Origin of the sequence: Neobacillus vireti (assembly GCF_036962465.1) — a bacterium.
Classification (GTDB): domain Bacteria; phylum Bacillota; class Bacilli; order Bacillales; family Cytobacillaceae; genus Neobacillus; species Neobacillus vireti_B.
On the sequence record NZ_JBALNF010000007.1, the window covers coordinates 91,345 to 115,577 of the forward strand.

Consider the following 24,233-nt stretch of genomic DNA (forward strand, 5'->3'; position numbering starts at 1 on the left):
TGCCTCAGGTCGATGATTTGGGATGTGATATCTGCTTCAGAAAATAGAAGTCTATCATATTGATCACATTTTCAGAGGAAGAGATTATACAATGGCTGAAAACGCATGAGGAAAAATTGTTCGCTAAGAGTAAATAGAATGCTCTTAAATACATATCAAAGGAGAATTAAGAAATGGAAACACGTTATGCCAATCATCCGGAAGAAATTAAAAGATATACGACAGAAGAATTAAGGAACCATTTCCTTGTTGAAACTATTTTTGAACCAGGAAAAGTAAATTTAACTTACACCCATGTTGACCGTATGATTTTTGGTGGAGTAACCCCAGCAGAAAAAGAATTAACGATTAAATTGGATAAAGAATTAGGGGTAAATTACTTCCTTGAACGCCGTGAACTAGGAATTATTAATATTGGTGGATCAGGTGCTGTGATCCTTGATGGCGTGGAATATGATATGCAGCGCCGTGATGGTTTATATGTAGGCAAGGGGACAGAGCAAGTATTATTCCGCTCAAAAGATCCAAACGACCCTGCCAAGTTTTATATCAATTCTACTCCAGCGCATCATACATATCCAACTGTAAAAATTGATATCAAGAATATTAAACCGCTTGAAGCTGGTGAACCGGGTACATTAAATGAAAGAAAAATTTATCAATATGTCCATCCAAATGTTTGTGAGTCTTGTCAGCTTCAAATGGGATTAACAATGTTATCGCCTGGAAGTGTTTGGAATACAATGCCTTGCCATACTCATGAACGGCGGATGGAAGTATATTTATATTTTGATATGGAACCAGATACTCGTGTATTCCACTTCATGGGTAAACCTGACGAAACTAGGCACCTTGTTATGAAAAATGAGCAAGCCGCTATTTCTCCGAGTTGGTCAATCCATACAGGTACAGCAACTAGTAACTACACCTTTATTTGGGGGATGTGTGGAGAAAACATCACCTATGATGATATGGACCATATTAAAATGGATGAATTACGATAAATTTCGGGAGGATTATACCCATGGAAAATGATTTGCAGCAATTTTCATTAGACTATTTTTCACTAGCAGGAAAGGTTGCTATCGTAACTGGCGGTAATACAGGACTAGGTCAAGGATATGCTGTTGCTCTTGCCAAAGCTGGTGCTGACCTCTTTATTACGACACATGGACGTAATTGGGAGGAAACAAGAGAGTTAATTGAAAAAGAAGGCCATCGTGTAGAATTTTTTCAAGCCGATCTAACAAATCGAGATTCCATTACAGAGATTGTCTCAGCTTGTTTAAAAGCCTATGGAAGAATTGATATTTTAGTTAACAATGCAGGAACCATTCGACGTGCGCCACTTCTTGAGTATAAACAAGAGGATTGGGATACTGTAATGGAACTTAACTTAAACTCTCTTTACTTTTTAAGCCAAGAAGCAGCAAAAGTGATGGTCGAACAAAAGAGCGGAAAGATTATTAATGTTGCATCCATGTTATCCTTCCAAGGCGGAAAGTTTGTCCCGCCATATACTGCAAGTAAGCATGCAGTCGCAGGTTTAACAAGGGCCTTTGCCAATGAATTAGCTGAGCATAATATTCAAACTAATGCCATTGCTCCAGGATATGTTGAAACTGCCAATACTGCGCCAATTCGTGAAGATGAAAAACGCAGGGCAGAAATTACATCCCGTATTCCTGCCGGGCGCTGGGCAACCCCGGCGGACCTACAAGGTGTCGTTGTCTTCCTGGCAAGTAAGGCATCTGATTATATGAATGGTCATATTTTAGCGGTTGATGGCGGTTGGTTGGCTAGATAGATTAAAAGAATATTGCCTTTTACAAAGGATAGGATTCTATTCTTTGTAAAAGGTTTTTTAACCGATATTTCTATTGGAATATTAAAACTACTATAAAGGGAGATTCAGATGAGTTTTGAAACAAGAAAACTTGAAGTAATCTCAATGGCAGCGGAAAAGGCACTCTCATTACCATTACGAAAGCAACATTACTGGTTTTTTGAGGATATACGAGATAATTTTTACTATGCTATGCATCTATTTGCGGCAAGCCAAGATGAGCGTATTCCATTATCTGTGGATAGAGAAGCAGCTAAAAGTCTAGCAGAATTGGTGTTACTCAATAGTATCAAACTTCAAGATCAAAATCCTCAAAGTCCTATGTATGGTCATTGGCCCTTAAATCTTAACCCAGAACCCTTAAAGGCAGAGAAAAACACGTTGCCAGTAGAGTTCTTTGGCGGTTTACTTTTATATTTTTACGAAAAATATAAAGGAACGTTTTCCGAAGAATTACACATAGAAATCAATAATGCTCTCACTACTATTTACCATAGTAATTTAAAAGATAGAGTCCCAGAATTATTTAATCATCATGAAACGAAAATATTTGTAATTCAGCTAATGTTTGGGCAATTCTTTAACGACAATCAGATGAAAACTAACGGTTATAACCATTTGAAAGCGTTATATCATCATCTTATTGAGTATGGACTCAGAGAATATGGTGCATTACCTTGGGTTTGGCATAGAATCCAATCGATCACGTTTGCTCAAGAATACATTCTTGATGAACCGATTAAGCAAACTCTAACCGATTTATTGAACTTTTTTTGGCAAGAACGGTCGACTTTTTATTTAAAAGGTGCTTGGGTGGGGGCGCATTCCAGGGGTTTGCCACATGACATCCCAAAAGATGAAAATAACCTTATTGACTATATCCAATTCGGTGATTTTCCTCTGCCAACCTCCATATCCCGTTTGGAAGGGGCAGGGTTTTTATCCTATCAGATCCCTTTTTTTATATGTGAAATAGCATTGAATCACCAACAACCGGTTGAGGTGAAAAAGCAGATCCATTTATTTACTGAAGAGGATAAAAAAGAACTGGAGGTTCTTCATCATTATGTCTATATCACTTCTTCCTATGCTATGGGGGGGATGTGGGAACGGACAGATGAATATTTGAATGAGCAGCACCGTTGGGATATTTCGCTGCCGGTGGAAAATAACAACACTAGTAATCAGCTTTATTTCTTTCATCCGGGTGAAGGATTTGATTCAAGTATGGAAGACGGACGCCATCAAAGCCCATTTAGTGAAGTGCTTTACCATAAAAATGTAGTTTGTGCTCTATTTTATGATTTACCGACGGAGAGTCATCCATTTATTATCGGAAATCTTCCGAAAGGCGAATGGATTAAGGATGAAAAAGATCTTTATGGTAAGGTCGGTGACGTGTATTTTGCCGTTCACTTATATAACCCTATTTTATTGATTGAACAAGAACAAAATTTACTAGTTAAAAGTAAAGGAAATAAAAATGGGGTAGTCATTGAAGTATTGACCACGAATGAATTGAAATCACTGAGTATTCAAAACCTACTTGATTTTAAAACCTATATGGGAAGTTTTAACGTGGGTTTTGCGCTAAAAGGAGGTGATGAGATGTTCATGTCCTACATAACGACTCAAGGTGAAAGTTTGCAATTAAATTATGATTTTTCACAGAGAAAAGTTACAAGGTTAATAGATGACCAAGTGATTAGTTTTAACGATTATTCGATTTAATTCCTAAAGGGTGCCTATAATTAAAAGGAGGTTCATGATGAAGCGAAAAAAGAAAGTTTACTCGACTCTGGCAACGCTTATGATTAGTTCCAATTTAATATTACCGCCTGGCATTTCAGCATATGCAGATACTGGGACAACTGCAGGAATCACCAATGCTCTTCTACAGGATGATTTTGGAGATGGTGATTATACCACTAATCCTACATGGACGGTAGATTCTGGTGCATGGCAGATTTCTGCTGACCCTGCTGACTCATCTAATAAAGTATTGAACCAAACGGATACAAACGAGGGAATTATTAGTGCAGGAAGTCCAAATTGGACAGACTATTCTGTATCAATGCGCATGAGGGCGCCTAGTACGGCAAATGTTTGGCCGGGAATTTTGGCACGCTTTCAGGATAAAAGTAATTATTATTATTTACAAATGCAAAATAAAAGTTTGGTCCTTACGAAAGTGGTAAACGGGACAAGTACCACACTTAAAACTGCCAATTTCACAACCAATGCTAACACTTGGTATACTTTTAAAATGGTTTTAGCAGGCGACTCCATTAAGTGCTATACCGTTAATAATGGAGTAGAGACACTTGTCATTGATGCAAACGATAGTACTTTTAAAAGTGGAAAAATTGGGATAAGGGATAAATGGCAGCCTGTTTATGTGGATGACATTCAGGTCACAGCACTTACAGCATCTGGAATTTCGGCCCCTTCAGGTTTTACTGCTGCAGCTGCATCAACTACCACACATTTAAGCTGGAATGAGGCAGCTGGAGCAACCGGATATAATGTCTATAGAGCAGTAAATGCAGTAGGTCCATATGATCTAGTACAATCTAATGTTACGGGCACATCTGTTATCGATAAAGGATTGGCTCCATCAACAATGTATTACTACAAAATAGCAGCGGTTGGACAAGGTGGACAATCTGATTTGTCTGATCCAATTAAAAGTACAACAACAGAGGCGATAAGTAATTCAACAGTACTTTCTGCTTCCGATGTAACAGACAATGCTGCGACTCTGAGCTGGGAGGCCGTTAATGGAGCAGCAGAGTATAATCTGTACAGGTCTACTACTTCGGGCAGTGACTATTCTCTTGTATATTCAGGTAAAGATCATACATTTACAGATACATCACTAGTTACAGGCAAGACTTATTATTATGCTATGTCATTTGTAAATGGAAATGAAGATGAATCTGCGAAGAGCCCAGAAACAAAGATTACAACTAAGCTTGTAAAACCAGCTAATCCTACGGGTCTTGCAGTGGGTACAGTAAGCTCTGGGTCAGCAGTTCTTAACTGGAATGAAGTACCAGGAGCCGATACATATGATGTGTATAGGGCTGATAGTTATACCGGTAATTATAAGCTTATTAAAGAAGTAACTACAAATACGTTTACAGATGGCAGCGTATTGCCTGATACCACTTACTACTATAAGATATCTGCAAAGAATGGTGCAGGGGAATCAGACAAGTCTTCATCGATTAAAGTAACAACAGCGACTCTTAATGCTGCCCCAATCACTGTGGACGGCAGCAAAGCAGACCAGAATCCAGCCAACACCTTTAAGGGGTTTGGTATGGTATCGGCTAATGGGACTTCACGTTTGCTACTTGATTACAAAGCTGAAAACCCTAAGAAATACGAAAAAATCTTAAATGAGCTGTTTAATCCAACTACTGGGGCAGGGCTCAACCATATAAAAGTAGAGTTGGGAGCGGATTTAAATACATCTACTGAAACAACACCAGCTACAATGCGTACAGCCGATGAAAAGGCCAATGTACTCCGTGGAGCAGATTGGCATCTTGTTGCAGATGCTAAAAAGATTAATCCAAACATTACGGTCGATGCTCTTCGCTGGGCAGATCCTAAATGGGTGAGTGATGCATTTAAAACGAGCACAGATGCTGGATATCAAGCTCGTTACAAATGGTACAAGAACACCATTGATGCAGTATATGATACTTATGGGATAAAAATGGACTATATTGATCCTGATAAAAATGAAACCGTTTCACCAGATACGGCATGGATCAAATATTTTTCTCAGCGCCTAAAGAGTGAAACGGATGAACGCTATGATTATAACAAAATTAAAATTGTTGCCTCAGATGAAAATGGTACTATAAAAATTGCTACATTAATGAAAAACGATCAAGCTTTGCGCGATGCCGTGGATGTTATCAGCATGCATTATAATGCTTATGGTACGGCTGATAGTATTCTAATGAACCAGGCATATCATAAAGAAGTGTGGTATAGCGAGGGAACAGGTCCGATGACATTCTCTGAATATCGGGTTAATTCCTCGAACCCTGCAGGTGGCTTAGGTGGGACAAACGGTATCCTTGATACGGCAAACCATTTGATAAATATGTTTTATTCAACCAATACTCAAAGCGCCTATATGACCCGTTATGAATTTCAGCCAGCTGTAGGCTCTTTCTATGACGGTGGACAGTATTCTTCTAAAGAACTTATTCATGCAGACAGTCCTTGGTCCGGTTATTCTTATTCTGATTCTGGAGTTCAGATGGTCCGCCACTTTATGAACTTTGCCCAAGTTGGATGGAAATATATTCTCGGTGCATCGTTTGGAGATGGAACCGGTGCCAATTCCATTAGCAATACGACTAATAATTACCTGACTCTTGCCGATCCAAACACTGGTGATTATTCCATGATTTTTACCAATGACAGTGCAGTACCTCGTAAATATAGCGTAACGGTGAAAAATTTGGACAAAGCAGGAAGCGGTCTTAAAGTTTGGGAAACAAAAGGTCCAGATTATGGACAAGCCTTCGATGCGAACTGGATGAAACATGTAGATGACATTACACCTACGGCAAATGCTGATGGCAGCTATTCGTTTACTTACGTCGTAAAGCCTTACTCTATTCTTACTCTTACGACTACCAGCGGGCAAAAAGAGTATCAACGTGATGTTGAACAAGCAGAGAAGAATGATAAGGTCTTACCATTGCCTTATACGGATGATTTTGAGTATAAAGATGAAAAATATATTTCCTATAAAGATGCCGCGGTATTAAATGAAAGCGAGCAAGGATACCTTGCCAGCCGTGGAGATACACCTCGTTACACTACGGATATTGGCGGTGCTTTTGAAGTTAATGAAGGTACTGATAATAACACATTAAATGCAGTAATTGACTCAAGTACTCATGCAACTGGGGAATGGAATCCTAAACCAGGTAATGATACGGTGCTTGGAGATGATCGCTGGTCAAATTACCAAGTAAGCATTGATTTCAAACTTGATACTGACACTACGGGCACAAGTGCTAACTATGCAGGTATTGCTGCACGGAACTTAATTACAAGTGGTGGAGAAAATCCAGGTTATATTTTCAAAGTGTTTAAAGATGGTTCCTACCAATTGCTTAAAGGCGGGACTGTGAAGGTATCTGGAACAATTGACGGTTTTGATAATAGCAAGTGGCATAATGAAGCACTAAAGGTTGTGGATAATACGATAACATTATATGTTGATGGCAAACAGATTACCGAGTTTGCCGATACCTCAAGTCAGTATATGTCTGGGAAAGTTGGTATTACAAGCGGGTACTATCATACTCAATTTGATAACCTGAAGGTCGTTCCAATTGAGGGATATTCAGCCTATGTCAGCAGGGTGGATGACTTAGATTCTAGTGTCCATTATCAGGGAACATGGAGTCATAATGTTTCTACAGGCTATGGAAACTTTAATCGAACAAATTCTGTAAGTTCTGCAGGCAGCATGTTGAATTACTCATTTACTGGAACAGGAATCAATTTACTAGGTAACAGTGGGGCAGCTAAGATTACTGTTTTTATAGATGGAAAAGAAGTGGAAGAAAGTTATAGTGTTACCGCAACGGGCGATCGCGCAACTTCTTATTATGTAAAAGGTTTGGACTATGGCCAGCATACTATTCAGGTTCAGACAATCAGCGGTTCGTATACAATTGACTCCATTGAAGTGCTGGATCAACTAGTAGATAATACACCGCCAGTTACTTCAGCTGAGGTTGATGGAAAAGTTAAAAACAATTGGTACAATACCGCTGTTACAGTTATTTTAAGTGGTGAAGATAATCTTACCGGTGTTAATAGAACAGAATACAGGATTGGTGATAGCGGAGACTGGACTCTTTATAGGGAGCCGATTGTCATAGACCAAGATGGAAATCATACACTGCAGTACCGTTCCATCGACAAAGCAGGGAATATCGAAGAGACAAAACAGCAGACTATAAAGGTGGATAAAACTAAGCCTCGTTTTGAATTGTCAGTAAACGGAAAAGAGCTTAGCGTTGGAGATAGCTTTAATGACAATTTGCCGCTAACCTTTAAAGTACAAGATGATTCATCTGGAATTGTTGCTGCAACTATCACAATTGACAGTAAAACCTTTCCTATTGATCCTGATAAGCAGAGCGTGGAAATAGATATGGCAGGTAAACCAGGAAGCTATACAGCTACTATTACAGCAGAGGATATAGCAGGTAATATTGTATCAGAGATGCCATTTACCTTTAATGTCACAACTACTGTAAGTTCAATGCTGCAACTAGTAAGCCGCTTTACTTCTGAGGGGGAGCTAAGCGGGCCAATGATACCACAATTAACCAGTAGTCTTAAACAGGCACAGCACCAGCTTGACATTGGAAAGCCCGAACATGCAGTTAAACATATTCAAGACTTTATGAACCATCTAAATAATAAAGCCTTAAGTGAATATAGCAGTGAAAAAGCTAAAACTATTTTGAATACAGATGTAAGTTATCTGATAAATAAATAATATATGAAATGAATTAAATTAAATCTGCATTGGAAAGCGAGGCCGACCCAAAAGATGGTTGATGAATAATTTTTAATAACGAAGGTGCCCCTGAAGCTTGACTTTTGGGACACCTTTGTTTTTTGGGGATCTAACTAATAGGATAAAAACGATCAAAAAAATAATCAGTGTTACAGTACCATGAATTATCACTGAAATAATGGAAGTCAAAAAAATGTACATATAAATCAAAATAACGTTAAAGAAGAGTTTCATTTGTATTTTATAATGAAAAAATAGAGTGATTCTTTGTCAGATAAGATTGTTAGGGAATTACAAATACAATGAATTAACGCACTTTCTTTTGGTAAGAAGTAACCAATTCTCTTTTTCCGGGAGGATAAAAACAATGTCAAATTTCCTGCAAAACTAGTATAATATTTATATTAGCTGAAGAAATTTCGATAGGGATTTTTGAAAGGGCTTTCTTGAAGAGCCTTGACTCCTGGGGGGAAAAGGATGAAGAAAAAAATATGGTCTTTATTTATATGTGCCGTAATATTTTCGGGTCTAGTTACAGGCTGTACGGTTAGTGAAAGCAAGGCCTCGTCAGAAAAAAGCAAAGAGAAAAAAGTCACTTTAAAATTCTATTCCCATGGAACCGAGGAAAGCTACAACTGGAAGAAAACAATAAAGACTTTTGAGAAAAGTCACCCAACCATCAATGTTGATTTAGTCGTACTAAGTGATAAGGGTGACACACAAGAAGCAACTAAGAAATTAGACCTTGCTGCAGCTTCGGGTGAACAGATGGATGTTCTGATGTTTAGTGAATCAGCTACTTATGCCCAGCATGTAAGCATGGGAATGCTTGCACCCCTGGATGAATTTATAAAAGTAGATGGATACAAAGTTTCGGATGAATATAAAGTTGATACAAAGATAAACGGTAAATATTATGCACTACCAGGCAAATTTAACCCATGGTATGTACTGCTAAATAAAGATCATTTGGATGCAGCTGGGCTAGAGGTACCAAAAGATTGGACATGGGACGAATTCATGGAATATGCAAAAGAGTTAACAAGAGATGGACATTACGGAACATACTTTCATGGGCCACAGGATGGTAGTTGGATGGAGTATATGAGGCTTGCGCTTGCAAGTGAGTCTGAAAATTCCGAATTTATAACTGCAGATGGAAAGCCAAATTTAGACAATCCCCTCTTTAAAAAGTCACTGGCAATTCGATTAAAAATGGAGAAGGATGATAAATCTGCTGTTCCATATGAGGATGTCATTTCACAAAAGCTTCATTACCGTGATGAGTTTTTTAATCAAGATGTAAGCTCCATTCTGATAGGGAGCTGGATGAACACGGAGCTTGTAGGTTCAGACCAGTACCCAATTGATTTTAATATTGCGGTTGCCCCTTTCCCAAAAAACAGAAAAACGGATATAGGCGGATATGCACCAGTTACAACTGACTATATGGCAGTTGCAGCAAATTCAAAACATAAACAAGAAGCCTATACTTTTATTAGGTGGTATACAACGGAAGGACAGATCGTCCAAGGTAAAAACATTCCTTCATGGAAAATGGTTAAAAATCAGGACTTAAAGAAAATAATTGAACGTATTCTTAGCGGTACCAAATATCCCGCAAAAGTTGATAAAGAGTCTCTAATTAATGTGTTAGCAAATGCGAGGTCATCAAAGTTCGTTGCACCGGTTCCTTACCAGGCTGAAATTTATAAGGTAATCAACGAGGAATACGAAAGGTTAATTTTTGGAGAACAAGACATTGATAAAACGATCAAAGCATGTCAAGAAAGGGTACAACAAATTATCGAAAACAATCAATAATTAAGTAGATTTCCGCTATGGGTAATCATTGCCCATTTTTCGATAAAAAGGACTGAGCATTATGGTGAAAAAGATTCGAAACATACTATTACCTCAATCATTTCGTTTTAAAGTCATATTCATATCAATCATTTGTCTGCTTATCCCTGCAACTATGACGTTATTTATCTATAACTATTTAACGAAAGATACGATTAGGGAACAGGCGTTGTCTAATGCAAATAGAGAGCTGACTATTGCCAATGAATATGTTCAGAAGCTCCTTGAAGATATGATGTATATCACCAATTTCATTCAAGTTGATGCTGAAATGAATACCCTCTTAAAAAGAAAAACAAGGAACATGGTAGATCACACTCCAGACCAGAAATATCAAATGTTTATGGATGATAGCAAAATCAACGAAACCATTGATAATATTACATTGCTTGGAGGAAAATCCTACGTTACCATTCTTTTGAAAAACGGAAATTCATATACAAATTATTCCAGTAGTGAATATAACCCAACGAAGCTATTTCATGAGAGATGGTTTAAGCAACTGAATCAAACAAAGGGATACGAGTCAGTTTGGATTGGGAGCCAACCAACTATGTTTAAATCGGAAAAAAAAGTGAATCCCTATCAAGTTTCAGTTGCTCGAACACTAAGGGATGAGAATTCAAATATTTACGGTTATGTAATTGTCACCATTATGGAAAATAAAATTAGCCAAATATTCGAAAACATGACAGGGCATGAAGAAATGGTGCTCCTTGATTCTTCAAATCATATCATTTCAAATAGAGAAAACTCCAGAATTGGAAAACTGTTCCGATATCGAGATCAACTTAGAGAAAATAATTACTCAAATATTTTTCAAGTTTCAAAAAAGAATTATTTAATAGCAGAGCATAAAATTTCTTTCACAGGCTGGAAATTAGTATCTGTTGTCCCATATAAACAAGCTACAAATAAAGTGAATTCCATTTTTAATAAGGTAATTATTGTTCAGATTATATTTTTCACCATTTTTCTATTCGTTATGACCTATCTGCTGAGAACAATTACAAGGCCTATTTCCCGCCTGGGAACTGTTGCGGATATTGTTCAGCAAGGGAATTTATCCATTCGTTCTCGGATTCGAGGCAGTGACGAGATCGGCAAACTGTCTGAGTCCTTTGACTTAATGCTTGATCGCATTAATGAAAAGATTCATGAGATTAAAGCAACAGAGGAAAGAAAAAGGAAGGCAGAGCTTGACATGCTTCAGGCTCAAATTAATCCTCATTTTCTATTTAATGTCCTTAATTCTATCCGGATGAAAGTATTGGTAAAAGGAGATAAAGAAAGTGCCAAAATGATTAGTTCCTTGTCAAAATTAATGAGAATGACTATATCAAAAGAGAAAAAAATAATTACCTTTCTTGAGGAAATACAAATTGTCTCAGACTTTATAAATATTATGAATATGAGGCAAAAAGAAAAGGTGAATGTTGAACTATCGGTCCATGAAGAGACCCATACAGTACTAATTCCAAGGTTTATTCTCCAGCCAATTATAGAAAATAGTATCATCCATGGATTGAACCAGAGTGCAGGGACCATTAAATTAGTTACGAAAGTAAACGAAAATGAACTGATAATTCTTATTGAGGATGACGGTCAGGGAATGGATGAAGAGACTCTAAAAAAATTGCAAAGTAAGCTTATCTTATCAAATGAAAGTGATAACTCCATAATCCCAAACAAAAAAGGCTTCTCATCATTGGGAATATCCAATGTATATGAGCGAATGTTTATGACCTTTGGGCAGGAATTTAAAATGGAAATAAAAAGTGAAGTTGGCAAAGGGACTCAAGTCAGTCTAACCATACCTAAGGGAGGCATCAATACTAATGTACAAAGTAATGCTAGTTGACGATGATTATCCGGTCTTAGAATTGTTAACAGAAACCATTGAATGGGAGCAGCTTGGTGTAACACTTCAAAGTACGCATGAGAATGGAGCAAGCGCATTTGAAAAAGCGTTGGAGGAGATGCCTGATATATTAATTACAGATATTGGTATGCCGAAAATGAATGGAATTGAACTAACAAAACGCCTAAATGAGTTAAATCCTAATTTACAGGTGATCATTTTGTCATGCCACTCCGAGTTTGAATTTGCCAAACAAGCATTAAAGCTCCAAGTCCAAGATTATTTAGTGAAAGACATGTTTGATCCCGAAGATTTATGTGAAGTAGTTAAAAAAGTAAAAGTAAATCTTGATAACTCAAAAAAGAAATCATTAAAGCAGCTTCAGTTGCAGCATATGCTGGACAGAAATAGTGAGCATGTTAAAAGTAAATTTATCAGACAAACGATTAATCATTCACATGTCTCTGAAAAAGAATGGCTTATAGATGCTAATGCTCTAGGATTACATTTAGATAAACGGGAATACACTGCTTCACTAGCATTCGTCCATGATTTCCATGTAGTTAGTCAGAAGTATCATTCGGAGGATAATTTAATTTTTGCGATTAATAATGTACTAGAAGACCTTATTAAGGGATCTAAATTGGATGTAGTTCACTTTTTTTTAGCCAAAAACCAATTGTTTTTGTTTTTTCCTTGTGCCAAACCGTTGAAGACAGGTTCCTTTGACAAAGTAGAAGAAAGTATGAAAAAAATTCAAAAAGCATTAAAAACATATTTAAGTATTCATTTATCCTTTTTGATGGGAAATGACTGTTCGAGCCTTACAGTTGTAAAGCAGGAGCTGTCCCTATTGCTTAATGCAAAACATCAGAGTTTTTATATGCAGCCAGGAACTATTTTAAAGAGGGCGGCTGTTCAAGCAACAAAAGAGGATCTATTTTCAAAATATGATGAAGTTTCATCCGACTTCAGGGATTTGTTGTTAATGAAAGATGAAAGTATGATTGTTCCTGTTGTTTCTAAATGGATCAAATACCTGGAAGAGAAGAAATATCCTCCTAAGCTAGTAAAAGAATGGATATTGAAGTTGTTATTAGATCTTAAGGTTAAATTGCATGCCCTACAGTTATTCCGTCAAGACCATGATGTTGAATGTTTGCATCAAGAAATTCTTATGAGTAATTTTTTATGTGAATTAAGGGACTTATTAATTGATTATTTTAAATCCTTAGTTTACCTGTCAAGTGAGGTTTACAATCAAACAAAGCGCAGGGAAATATTGGATGCCGTCAGCTATGTCTCTATGAATTTGGAAAAGAGAATCAGCTTGGAAGAGGTCGCTAATCATCTGTTTTTAAACCAAAGTTACTTTAGCCGTTTGTTTAAGAAAGAAATGGGAGAAACGTTTGTAGAATACGTTACAAAAATGAAAATTACCAGGGCAAAGGAATTACTCGAGCAAACGACTAACTCTGTAGGGAAAATTTGTGAACGTCTGGGCTATGATAATCAAAGCTATTTTATTAAACTATTTAAAAACCATGTTGGGGTAACTCCTGTTGAATATCGTGGTGGAAAAGTCTCAGCTGGGTAAAAGAAATAGTTAAGAGTTGTATATTTAATTGATCTAAGTCCAGTAACTTCACAGTTCTGGGCTTTTTTTGAGAAAATTTTATAATGATTTGTAAGCTCACGATTTTGAGAAGATAAGTCAAGATTTTGTACATATTTATCAAAAAAGCGTTAAAAGCTTAACCTAGCCTTCATCTATAATAAAGCTAAACTTAAATTTTAAGCGAACCATTATTGTCCAAAAAGGACTCACGTTAACCAAGTGGAAATGGCTAGGAGGTTGAATTAATTGATTGCGGCAGATTTTAATAGTTTATTAAGTTCAGAGACTGCACTTTTATTCCCAAACAAAGAAGCTAAAGACAATTGGTGGAGAAACACCGCCGAAAATTCTGTAATACAGCCACTTCTTGATGAAATTCGGAATGAAGCAAAACGGCTTCTGCCAGAAAAGGACCATGTGTTAACCTATACAATGTTTAGAATTTTTACTGAAACTGGTTCCCGTCTTGAATATGAAAACCTATACTTCGAAAAGAGGAGGCGTCTTACTACGTTTGCGATTATGGTGCAACTTGAACCAGAAAATATGGAATATATAAATGCATTGGAAAATACAATCTGGTCCATTTGCAATGAATATTCTTGGTGTCTGCCCGCTCACTTAATGAACTGTCCGGAAACCTTCACTCAAGTAAGTTACTCCTTGGGTGAACCATTCGTTCAAGCTTACACGATTGACTTGTTTGCAGCTGAAACGGCATTTTCTTTGGCCGAAATTTTAAAGCTGTCTGAGGAATTTTTGAGTCCGCTTATATGTAAACGCATTTATGAAGAAGTGTACAAACGAATATTCCACTCGTTTAAGGAAAATCAATTTGGCTGGGAAACCGAGACGCATAACTGGGCTGCTGTTTGTGCAGGGTCAATTGGTTCTGCAGCACTTCATTTAATGAAAGATGCTGGGGAACTCGCCATTATTTTAGATCGGATACTGCCAGCTATGGACTCATATTTAAAAGGATTCAATGATGATGGAATTTGCCTTGAGGGGTATGATTACTGGCAATATGGCTTTGGTTATTATGTCTATTTTGCTGATTTATTAAAAAAGCGGACGGCAGGACAGTTGAATCTATTTGATTCAGAAAAGGTCCATCAAATTGCCCTATTTCAACAAAGATGTTTTCTTAATGAGAACCTGGTTGTAAATTTCTCAGATTCGCTTCCAACAGCTTCGGTGTTTTTAGGGCTAAGCCATTATCTGAGCAAAATTTACCATGATTTTGAGGTTCCTGAACAGGAGCTGCGTGCGAAATATTCTGATGATCATTGCAGCAGATGGGCTCCAGCAATCCGCAATTTACTTTGGTTCGATGAAACGGCTTCTTCAAAACCATGGAAAAGCGGAACCATTTACTCGAAAGACTCTGCATGGTTTGTTTCAAGATACCAATCAGGTTCGAGCAGCTTTTCCTTCGCAGCAAAAGGCGGCCATAATGATGAGCCGCATAATCATAATGATATCGGCCACTTTATCCTGCAAGGAAATAATGAAGTGTTTTTTAAGGATTTAGGCTCTGGTTTATATACCAAGGATTACTTTAATGACAAACGCTATTCGTATTTATGTAACAGTTCGCGGGGGCATTCTGTTCCCATTATAAATCATCAATTTCAAAAAGAAGGTCCTAGGCAGTTCGCTAATATTCGTAATGTTTCTTTAGGAGAAGATGTCGAAATCTTTGAACTGGATATGGAAAATGCGTACCAAGTAGAGAGTCTTCAAAAGTTATCAAGAAAGTTTACCTGGGTGAAACTGAATCAGCCGAAGCTTATTATGGAAGACTTCTATTCATTTACAGAACAACCGGTGTCTATAATTGAACGGTTGATCATACCCGCACTAACAATTACGAAGGATGAGAAGGGAGTAATCCTTGAAGGACAACAGAGGTTAAGGATTTTATTCGACAAAACTAAGCTTAGGCTAGTAGTAAGAATACTTGAATTTGAAAACCATTTCGGTGAAACAGAAAAGCCAATAGCGCTCGACTTTAATGTAATAAATCCAGAAAAGGAATGTAGTGTCCAACTGTATTTCCAATTTGAATAGGGAAGGTTGAAGAAAATGTCAGAACAACTGCAATGGATAAATGAAGCATGGATGCAAGTAACTAAAAAAGTAAACAGAACTAGCAAAAGAATAGGGGCCAACTTTCCACACGCAAGTGAAAACGGGAAGTATATACTAGAGGAACCATACTGGTGGACAGCTGGGTTTTGGCCCGGTTTACTGTGGCAGGTGTATCGAGATACAAAAGATGATTCATTAAGACAATTGGCAGAAAAATGCGAAGAAAAGCTGGATTCTGTCCAGCATGACTATTACCGGTTAGACCATGATATGGGCTTTATGTGGACCTTAACAAGTGTTGCCCATTATAAACTATTGGGAAATGAAGATTCCAAACGCCGTGCGCTCCTGGCTGCAAATCTCCTTATGGGAAGATTCAATGTAAATGGAAACTATATTAGAGCTTGGAACCCGTGGACTGAGGGAGAAGACAATAGCGGAGTTGCGATTATTGATTGCCTAATGAATCTGCCTCTCTTGTATTGGGCCTCAGAGGTAACTGGTGACCCAAGGTTCAAAAATGCTGCCAAAAAGCATGCTGATACGGTGCTGAAATATTTTATAAGGAACGATGGTGGTGTTCATCATATCATTCGTTTCGACCCTGAAAGTGGAGAAATGCTTGAGGCAATGGGCGGTCAAGGCAATGGGCGGGATTCTGCCTGGTCACGAGGAACTGCGTGGGCAATTTATGGTCTTACATTAAGCTATCACTATACAGGAGAAGTAAAATACCTGGAGACAGCAAAGAGGGTTGCCCATTTCTTCCTCTCCCATTTGCCGGAGGATTTCGTACCGGATTGGGATTTTCGGCTTCCAGATGATGTAGATTCTCCAAAGGATTCTTCCGCAGGTGCAATCGCTGCATGCGGTCTCTTGTTATTGGCAGATAAAGTAACAGCTGCAGAGTCACCTATTTATCATAGAGCAGGAGAGAAAATCCTCCAATCTCTATACAAAAATTATGGTGATTGGGAAGGCTCAGAAGAGGGATTAATCCTCCATGCGACAAGTCATTTTCCGGAAGGGAAATATACGGATAACCCGCTAATTTATGGGGACTATTATTTTGTTGAAGGCCTTGCGAGGTTAAAAGGGAACAAGGATTTATTCTGGTAAAAAAGGTTCACCAGTTCCGTGACAATGCTGACTAGAACATGGAATTTGATTTTATGATTCAGAGGATATAATGATTTTGCAGAAAAGAGCCTGAAAATACAGGCTCTTTTCTTTTGGTTTTGACTCTTTACTTTTCATGTAAACGAAAATAGTCCTTTAGTGAACAATTGAAACCAGAGTACCTTGACCATTTAAAGAAAAACAAGTAAAATATAAGTAAAATGTTTTACTTTATTACAAAAATACTATTGTAGGTATAGTAAAAATAATAAATGTAAACCTAACATAAAAATTACAAAATTGGAGGTGAATAGAATGGCGACAATTAAAGATATTGCCGAAGAGTCCGGTTTTTCAATCTCGACGGTCTCACGTGTCTTAAATAATGATCAAAGCCTTTCTGTTCCGGATGAAACAAGGGAAAAAATATATGAAATTGCAGAAAAACTAAACTATCGTAAGAAAACGGTAAGGCTCTTAGTGAAAAATATTGCCTTTTTGTATTGGCTAACAGATATTGAAGAATTAGAAGATGTCTATTTTAAGACGATGAGGATAGAAATTGAAAAGTGGGCAAGTAAATATAACATTGAGCTAACCACTTATAAAATAAGCGATGGAATCGAGAAAATCCCTGATACAATTGAGGGCTTTATTGCCGTGGGGATGTTTTCGGACAAAGAGTTAGCATACTTGAGAAAGATTACTACAAAGGGGGTTTTCCTCGATACAACCCCAGACCCGAATCATTATGATTCCGTCCGGCCTGATTTAGTGCAAATGACAAGAAGAACGGTGGACTTTCTAATCGAAAAAGGCCATTCCGATATTGGTTTAATTGGCGGTACCTATCATAACCCCAATACTGACCTGGATGAAATGGATATTCGTGAACAAACGTTTCGTTCGTATATGGCAGAGAAGGGGTTATTAAAGGAGCAATTTATTTTTTGTCAAAGAGGATTTTCTGTGGAAACGGGCTATCGGATGATGACGGACGCCATAAAAAAACTCGGGGATGGATTACCAACTGCTTTCTTTATTGCAGCAGACCCGATTGCTGTTGGCTGTCTGCAAGCATTAAATGAACATGGAATCGCAATTCCCAATCGTGTAAGCATTATTAGTATTAACAATATTAGTGTAGCGAAATATGTTTCACCGCCTTTGACTACCTTCCATATTGATTTGAAGGAAATATGCAAAAATGCTATCGAATTGCTTTTGGAGCAAGTCCTAGAAAAACGTAAAATCGTAAAAACTTTATATTTAGGGTCGGAGTTAATAGTCAGAAAGAGTACCAATTAGAGAGCAGTAAAACTACTGCTTTTCTTTTTTGTTTTATTTTCGTAAAATATTTAGCTTAATTTAGTAAAAAAGTTGTTTACACATTTCCTTTGAGGTGATATATTAATTCTTGTAAAACGCTTTCACTCAAATGACTTGAAAGGACGAATAGATATGAAAAATTTTAAGAAATACGCTGGCATTGTTAGCGGACTTGCATTGAGTTTCTCTTTAGTTGCTTGTGGACCACAGGATAGCGGTAAGTCAAGCACGGAAACTTCTAAGAATGATAATAAAACAAAGCAGTTATTAGTATGGGAAGATCAACAGAAAGCAGATGGGATCAAAGATGCCGTTGCGCAATTTGAAAAAGACCATAATGTAAAAATTAAAGTCGTTGAAAAGCCATATGCGAAACAAATTGAAGGCCTGCGTTTAGATGGTCCAGCTGGGACTGGCCCTGATGTATTAACCATGCCTGGTGATCAAATTGGCACAGCTGTAACAGAAGGATTGATTAAAGAATTGAACGTAGGTGATGATGTTCAATCGATCTATACTGATGTTGCGATGCAATCACAAAAAGTGGAAGGTAAAGTTTACGGTCTTCCAAAGGCAGTCGAAACAACAATGCTTTACTATAATAAAGACCTAATTGCAGAAAAAGATCTGCCAAAAACACTTAATGACTGGTACGAGTATGATAAGAAAGTAACGAAAGGCGGCAATTATGGGTTCTTAGCCTTATTTGACCAAATTTATTATGCTCAAAGTGTTATGAGTGGTTATGGCGGCTATATCTTTAATAAAGATGATAAAGGAAATTATGATCCAGCTAACATTGGCATCAATAACGCAGGTGCTGTACAGGGTGCAGAAATTATTCAAAAGTTCTATAAAGAAAAATTATTCCCTGCAGGTATTATCGGAGCGCAAGGTATTAATGTATTAGAATCCTTATTTACTTCTGGAAAAGCTGCTGCGATCATTTCTGGTCCTTGGAATATCGAACCATTCACTAAAGCAGGCGTGAATTATGGTGTAGCGAAATTACCTGAGTTAGACAATGGTAAAAACATGAGCGCATTTGTTGGAGTGAAAAGCTATAACGTAAGTGCTTATTCAAAAAATGCTGACCTGGCACAACAGCTGGTTGAATTCTTAGCTAACAAGGATAATTCTAAGAAACGTTTCGAAATTACAAAAGAAGTTCCTGCTGTTAAAGATTTAGCTAATGACCCAGTAGTAACTGAGAGTGATGCAGCAAAAGCAGTAGCTGAGCAATCTCAATTCTCAGAATTAACACCAAATATTCCTGAGATGAACGAAGTTTGGACTCCTGCTGATGCAGCATTACAAACCATTGCAACTGGAAAGGCACAGCCAAAAGCAGCTTTAAATCAAGCAGCTGAAACGATTAAAGGACAAATTAAAGCAAAACACAGCAAATAATTAGGTATAAGAATGGTGTCAAACGCCTAATGATGTTTGACACCATTTCTTTTCAAAGGAATTTGAATAGTGTCTAGCTTCAGCGCCTAGCCCCTAGGGGGTAACCAAGACGCTTACGCTTTTCATAATAAGAGGTGAAAAACTATGCAGCATCGTAAAACAGCCTTAGTGCTTTCTGTAATTCCTGGACTTGGTCAGTTGTACAATAAGCAATGGGTTAAAGGGTTATTGTTCCTTATCTTAGGGGTATCATTCATTGCAGTGTTTAAAGATCTATTAAATATGGGTTTTTGGGGTTTACTGACACTGGGGACGGAAGTGCCGCGTGATAACTCCATTTTCCTGTTAGCGGAAGGGATTATTGCCCTTATTGTGACGGCGTTTGGACTTGCTGTTTATTACGCAAATTTCCGAGATGCTTATAAAAATGGCAAAATGCGTGATGAAAATATGGAACCAACTTCTCTAAAGGAAGATTATCAAAATTTAATTTCACAAGGTTACCCATATGTGATTAGTGGACCGTCATTATTTATTTTAATCTTTGCAGTTGTCTTCCCGATTTTATTCAGTTTTGCCCTGGCTTTTACGAATTATGATTTATATCATTCACCTCCTGCACACTTAGCTGATTGGGTAGGTTTAACCACTTTTAAGCAAATATTTACGGTGGACATTTGGCGTTCAACATTTTTTGATGTTTTAAGCTGGACTGTCATCTGGACGCTAGTTGCTTCAACAGTTCAAGTAGCTCTTGGTATTTTCTTGGCAGTTTTAGTGAATCAAAAGGACCTTAAATTTAAAAGACTTTATCGTACGATCTTAGTATTACCATGGGCAGTACCAGGGTTTGTTACGATTTTAATCTTTGCTGGTCTGTTTAACGACAGCTTTGGGGCAATCAATAACACGATTTTAGCAGCGTTTGGAATCGATCCAATCCCTTGGATGACTAATGCAGCATGGTCTAAATTAGCGCTTATTCTGATGCAGGGCTGGCTTGGATTCCCTTATATTTTTATCGTGACGACAGGCGTTCTTCAGTCGATTCCGGATGATCTTTATGAGGCAGCCACGATTGATGGAGCTTCCATCTTTGCGAAATTCAGACATATCACTATGCCAATGATCTTACTTGCAATGGCACCGATTATTATTACTCAATATACATTTAACTTTAATAACTTCAATATTATTTATCTGTTTAACGGCGGCGGACCAGCTGTTCCGGGTTCAAATGCCGGCGGAACCGATATATTAGTATCTTGGATTTACAAATTGACCATGCAATCGAGTCAATATTCACTTGCAGCAGCCTTAACCATTTTATTATCTGTATTTGTCATTGCGATTGCTTTATGGCAGTTCAGAAGAACAAATTCATTTAAGGAGGGGGCTTAATAATGCTGACAGGAATGAAGAGTAATAGATTCTTTCGTCTCCTTAGTTCACATGTAATCTTAATTCTAATGGCGGTAATTATTATTTACCCCTTACTTTGGACTGTGGGAGCAAGTTTTAATCCCGGTAACAGTTTAGTTAGTAATTCAATTATTCCTAAAAATCCAACCTTGGATCATTATAAAGAGTTGTTTGCTGGAAAAGAGAGTCTGCAATATGGACATTGGTATTTGAACTCTCTTAAAATCAGTATTTTTACGATGATCGGTTCGGTTATCAGCGTTTCCTTTACGGCCTATGCCTTTTCGCGTTTCCGCTTTAAGGGAAGAAAGAATGCTCTAACCTTGTTTTTGCTGCTACAGATGATTCCGCAATTTTCGGCGTTGATTGCTCTGTTCGTACTTGCACAGCTGCTAGGAATGATGAACAGTCACTGGCTGTTAATCCTCCTGTATATTGGCGGTACGATTCCAATGAATACCTATTTGATGAAAGGGTATATGGATTCAATTCCGATGGATCTAGATGAAAGCGCCAAAATCGATGGTGCAAGCAATACAAGAATCTTCTTGCAAATTATCATGCCACTATCAAGACCAATGCTAGCGGTCGTTGCGATGAATGGATTTACGGGACCACTTGGGGATTTCGTTATGTCATCAACCATCTTGAGAACACCTGAATCCTACACATTGCCAATTGGACTATACAATTTAGTCAATGAAGTAATGGGGGCAAGTTACACAACCTTTGCTGCAGGGGCTATTCTCATCAGTATACCAATTGCTGTCGCCTTCCTGTTATTGCAAAAGCACTTTGTTTCAGGCTTAACGGCTGGTGGAACAAAAGGTTAATGGAACAACATTAATTGATAAAGGGTAAGGGAGATTATTATGACAAATCATGAAAAGACCTATACAACGAAAGCGAACTTCATGCTTCATGGGGGAGACTATAATCCAGATCAGTGGTTAGATCGGCCTGATATTTTAGCAGATGATATCAAATTGATGCAGCTTGCCCATACAAACACATTCTCTGTCGGAATCTTTGCTTGGGCAGCGTTGGAGCCGGAAGAGGGAGTTTACAACTTTGAGTGGTTGGATGAGATTTTCAACAACATTCATGGTATTGAGGGAAGGGTTATTTTAGCTACTCCAAGCGGGGCGCGCCCTGCCTGGATGTCACAAAAATACCCAGAGGTTCTTCGTGTAAATGGTGCGCGGGTTAAACAATTGCATGGCGGAAGACATAATCATTGTTTTACTTCTGAGGTTTATCGTGAAAAAACACAGAAGATGAATCGATTACTCGCAGAACGTTATGGCAATCACCCTGCTTTATTAATGTGGCATATTTCCAATGAGTACGGCGGTGAATGCCATTGTGAAAAGTGTCAGCATGCTTTTAGAAACTGGCTCAAGGAAAAATACGATAACGATTTAAAAGCACTGAATAATGCTTGGTGGGGTCCGTTTTGGAGTCATACTTTTACGGATTGGTCACAAATTGAATCTCCATCACCAATCGGAGAAAATATGGTTCACGGCTTGAACCTTGATTGGCGCCGGTTTGTTACGGACCAAACGATTTCATTCTTTGAAAATGAGATTGTTCCAATAAAAGAATTGACACCAGATATTCCGATTACCACAAACTTTATGGCAGATACACATGAACTTATTCCATTCCAGGCCTTGGATTATAGCAAGTTCGCTAAACATCTCGATGTGGTTAGTTGGGATGCCTATCCTGCATGGCACAATGACTGGGAAAGTACGGCAGATTTAGCGATGAGGGTTGGCTTTATCGATGACCTATACCGCAGCCTGAAGCAAAAGCCATTTTTATTAATGGAATCTACCCCAAGCGGTGTCAATTGGCATAATGTCAATAAAGCAAAACGCCCAGGTATGCACCTGCTTGCGTCCATGCAAATGGTAGCTCATGGATCTGATAGCGTGATGTATTTTCAATGGCGGAAATCGCGCGGATCGTCGGAAAAGTTCCATGGTGCAGTTGTTGACCATGATAATAGTTCAGAAAACCGTGTATTTAAAGAAGTAGCAAAAGTGGGCCAAACGTTAGAAAAACTGTCTGACGTAGTTGGAACAAATCGTCCGACAGATGTGGCGATCCTCTATGATTGGGAAAGCAACTGGGCTTTAAATGATTCCCAAGGGTTTGGGTTGGAGACCAAGCGTTATCCACAAACATTACAGCAGCATTACAAGACCTTCTGGGAAAAAGATATCCCTGTCGATGTGATTACGAAAGAACAAGACTTTACTTCCTATAAGCTATTGATTGTTCCAATGCTTTATTTAGTGAGTGAAGAGACCATTGCCCGTTTAAAGACATTTGTTGCAAATGGCGGCAGATTAGTCATGACCTATATCAGCGGACTTGTTAATGAGCATGATCTAACGTATTTGGGCGGCTGGCACAAAGACTTGCAAGAGATATTTGGGATGAAGCCGGTTGAAACCGATACATTATATCCAAGTGATAAAAACTATGTAAGCTATTGCAATCAATCATATGAACTGAAGGACTATGCTACTGTTATTGAGCTAGCTTCTGCAAAGACAGAGGGTCGATATGAAGAAGACTTTTATGTCAATGCTCCAGCTGTAACGAGCCATGAATATGAAAAAGGAAAAACGTATTATATTGGCGGGCGATTAGAAGATGCCTTCCATCGTGAGTTTTACCAGAAGCTAATCAATGAATTAGAACTTCAGCCGGTTGTTTCTGTAAAACATGAAAAGGGTGTTTCGGTGCAAGTTAGACAGGCGCCTGAACAAGATTATATTTTTATCATGAATTTTACGGAAGAAAAGCAGCCAATTGTAATAGAGGATCATGTAAAAGATTTAGTTAACGGTAATGAGCTTACAGGTGAGCTGACATTGGAAAAATATGAGGTTCGCATTTTAGAAAAAGCTAGAAATAAGTAAGGGGTGATGATGAGCTGGGTTCTTCCCGCTCGGATTTATCCTATCTGTAGAAAACATCCATTCCGTTAGTTAGAGTGGATGTCTTTTCTATAGTTTAATAGTTTTACAGTTTAATGAAAACGTTTCCTCGGTGATTTAGCAATAATATTGCTATATTC

The 24,233-nt window shown here is 37.9% G+C and carries 14 protein-coding genes; all 14 read left to right on the forward strand.

The genetic code is table 11. The annotated features are described in order from the left end of the window. Positions 1 to 173 precede the first annotated feature (173 nt). The 14 genes from kduI (at position 174) to V7077_RS03115 (ending at position 24,075) form a co-directional block, all read left to right on the forward strand. Positions 174 to 1,004: a 5-dehydro-4-deoxy-D-glucuronate isomerase gene (gene kduI, locus V7077_RS03050; RefSeq protein WP_335498372.1), complete on the forward strand. Its 831-nt coding sequence runs from the start codon at positions 174 to 176 to the stop codon at positions 1,002 to 1,004. A 20-nt stretch (positions 1,005 to 1,024) separates the two neighbouring features. Beyond that, on the forward strand, positions 1,025 to 1,807 hold the full coding sequence (kduD, locus tag V7077_RS03055; protein ID WP_335498374.1) for a 2-dehydro-3-deoxy-D-gluconate 5-dehydrogenase KduD: 783 nt from the start codon (positions 1,025 to 1,027) through the stop codon (positions 1,805 to 1,807). A gap of 108 nt (positions 1,808 to 1,915) precedes the next feature. Continuing rightward, complete coding sequence (locus V7077_RS03060) at positions 1,916 to 3,577, forward strand: hypothetical protein (protein WP_335498375.1); 1,662 nt, start codon at positions 1,916 to 1,918, stop codon at positions 3,575 to 3,577. A 37-nt stretch (positions 3,578 to 3,614) separates the two neighbouring features. After that, positions 3,615 to 8,399, forward strand: coding sequence for an OmpL47-type beta-barrel domain-containing protein (locus tag V7077_RS03065; protein ID WP_335498376.1), 4,785 nt, complete (start codon positions 3,615 to 3,617; stop codon positions 8,397 to 8,399). Between the two features lie 498 nt (positions 8,400 to 8,897). After that, positions 8,898 to 10,244 carry an ABC transporter substrate-binding protein gene (locus tag V7077_RS03070; protein WP_335498378.1) on the forward strand — a complete coding sequence of 449 codons (1,347 nt, stop codon included), beginning with the start codon at positions 8,898 to 8,900 and terminating at the stop codon, positions 10,242 to 10,244. Positions 10,245 to 10,305: 61 nt separating this feature from the next. Then, the gene (locus V7077_RS03075; RefSeq protein WP_335498379.1) at positions 10,306 to 12,144 is read left to right on the forward strand and encodes a sensor histidine kinase; all 1,839 of its coding nucleotides are present in this window, start codon (positions 10,306 to 10,308) and stop codon (positions 12,142 to 12,144) included. Then, positions 12,122 to 13,741, forward strand: coding sequence for a response regulator transcription factor (locus V7077_RS03080; RefSeq protein WP_335498381.1), 1,620 nt, complete (start codon positions 12,122 to 12,124; stop codon positions 13,739 to 13,741). Before V7077_RS03075 ends, V7077_RS03080 begins: the two co-directional genes overlap by 23 nt. Before the next feature lie 267 nt (positions 13,742 to 14,008). Beyond that, positions 14,009 to 15,835: a heparinase II/III family protein gene (locus tag V7077_RS03085; protein ID WP_335498382.1), complete on the forward strand. Its 1,827-nt coding sequence runs from the start codon at positions 14,009 to 14,011 to the stop codon at positions 15,833 to 15,835. A gap of 15 nt (positions 15,836 to 15,850) precedes the next feature. Then, a complete protein-coding gene (locus tag V7077_RS03090; protein WP_335498383.1) occupies positions 15,851 to 16,975 on the forward strand; it encodes a glycoside hydrolase family 88 protein in 1,125 nt (374 codons plus the stop codon). 315 nt (positions 16,976 to 17,290) lie between these two features. Continuing rightward, positions 17,291 to 18,283: a LacI family DNA-binding transcriptional regulator gene (locus tag V7077_RS03095; RefSeq protein WP_335498384.1), complete on the forward strand. Its 993-nt coding sequence runs from the start codon at positions 17,291 to 17,293 to the stop codon at positions 18,281 to 18,283. A 153-nt stretch (positions 18,284 to 18,436) separates the two neighbouring features. Beyond that, on the forward strand, positions 18,437 to 19,714 hold the full coding sequence (locus V7077_RS03100; RefSeq protein ID WP_335498385.1) for a sugar ABC transporter substrate-binding protein: 1,278 nt from the start codon (positions 18,437 to 18,439) through the stop codon (positions 19,712 to 19,714). Between the two features lie 144 nt (positions 19,715 to 19,858). Then, positions 19,859 to 21,115, forward strand: a complete 1,257-nt coding sequence (locus tag V7077_RS03105; protein WP_335498386.1) for a carbohydrate ABC transporter permease — start codon at positions 19,859 to 19,861, stop codon at positions 21,113 to 21,115. A 2-nt stretch (positions 21,116 to 21,117) separates the two neighbouring features. Then, the gene (locus V7077_RS03110) at positions 21,118 to 21,969 is read left to right on the forward strand and encodes a sugar ABC transporter permease (protein ID WP_335498387.1); all 852 of its coding nucleotides are present in this window, start codon (positions 21,118 to 21,120) and stop codon (positions 21,967 to 21,969) included. A 36-nt stretch (positions 21,970 to 22,005) separates the two neighbouring features. After that, positions 22,006 to 24,075 (forward strand): beta-galactosidase, encoded by a 2,070-nt coding sequence (locus V7077_RS03115; protein ID WP_335498433.1) that lies wholly within the window; start codon positions 22,006 to 22,008, stop codon positions 24,073 to 24,075. Positions 24,076 to 24,233 lie beyond the last annotated feature (158 nt).

Bases quoted from the DNA above. Each gene is read 5' to 3' on its own strand.
- V7077_RS03095 (WP_335498384.1), top strand. From the start codon at position 17,291: ATGGCGACAATTAAAGATATTGCCGAAGAGTCCGGTTTTTCAATCTCG.
- kduI (WP_335498372.1), top strand. From the start codon at position 174: ATGGAAACACGTTATGCCAATCATCCGGAAGAAATTAAAAGATATACG.
- V7077_RS03090 (WP_335498383.1), top strand. From the start codon at position 15,851: ATGTCAGAACAACTGCAATGGATAAATGAAGCATGGATGCAAGTAACT.
- V7077_RS03100 (WP_335498385.1), top strand. From the start codon at position 18,437: ATGAAAAATTTTAAGAAATACGCTGGCATTGTTAGCGGACTTGCATTG.
- V7077_RS03070 (WP_335498378.1), top strand. From the start codon at position 8,898: ATGAAGAAAAAAATATGGTCTTTATTTATATGTGCCGTAATATTTTCG.
- V7077_RS03065 (WP_335498376.1), top strand. From the start codon at position 3,615: ATGAAGCGAAAAAAGAAAGTTTACTCGACTCTGGCAACGCTTATGATT.
- V7077_RS03080 (WP_335498381.1), top strand. From the start codon at position 12,122: ATGTACAAAGTAATGCTAGTTGACGATGATTATCCGGTCTTAGAATTG.
- V7077_RS03060 (WP_335498375.1), top strand. From the start codon at position 1,916: ATGAGTTTTGAAACAAGAAAACTTGAAGTAATCTCAATGGCAGCGGAA.
- kduD (WP_335498374.1), top strand. From the start codon at position 1,025: ATGGAAAATGATTTGCAGCAATTTTCATTAGACTATTTTTCACTAGCA.
- V7077_RS03110 (WP_335498387.1), top strand. From the start codon at position 21,118: ATGCTGACAGGAATGAAGAGTAATAGATTCTTTCGTCTCCTTAGTTCA.
- V7077_RS03075 (WP_335498379.1), top strand. From the start codon at position 10,306: ATGGTGAAAAAGATTCGAAACATACTATTACCTCAATCATTTCGTTTT.
- V7077_RS03105 (WP_335498386.1), top strand. From the start codon at position 19,859: ATGCAGCATCGTAAAACAGCCTTAGTGCTTTCTGTAATTCCTGGACTT.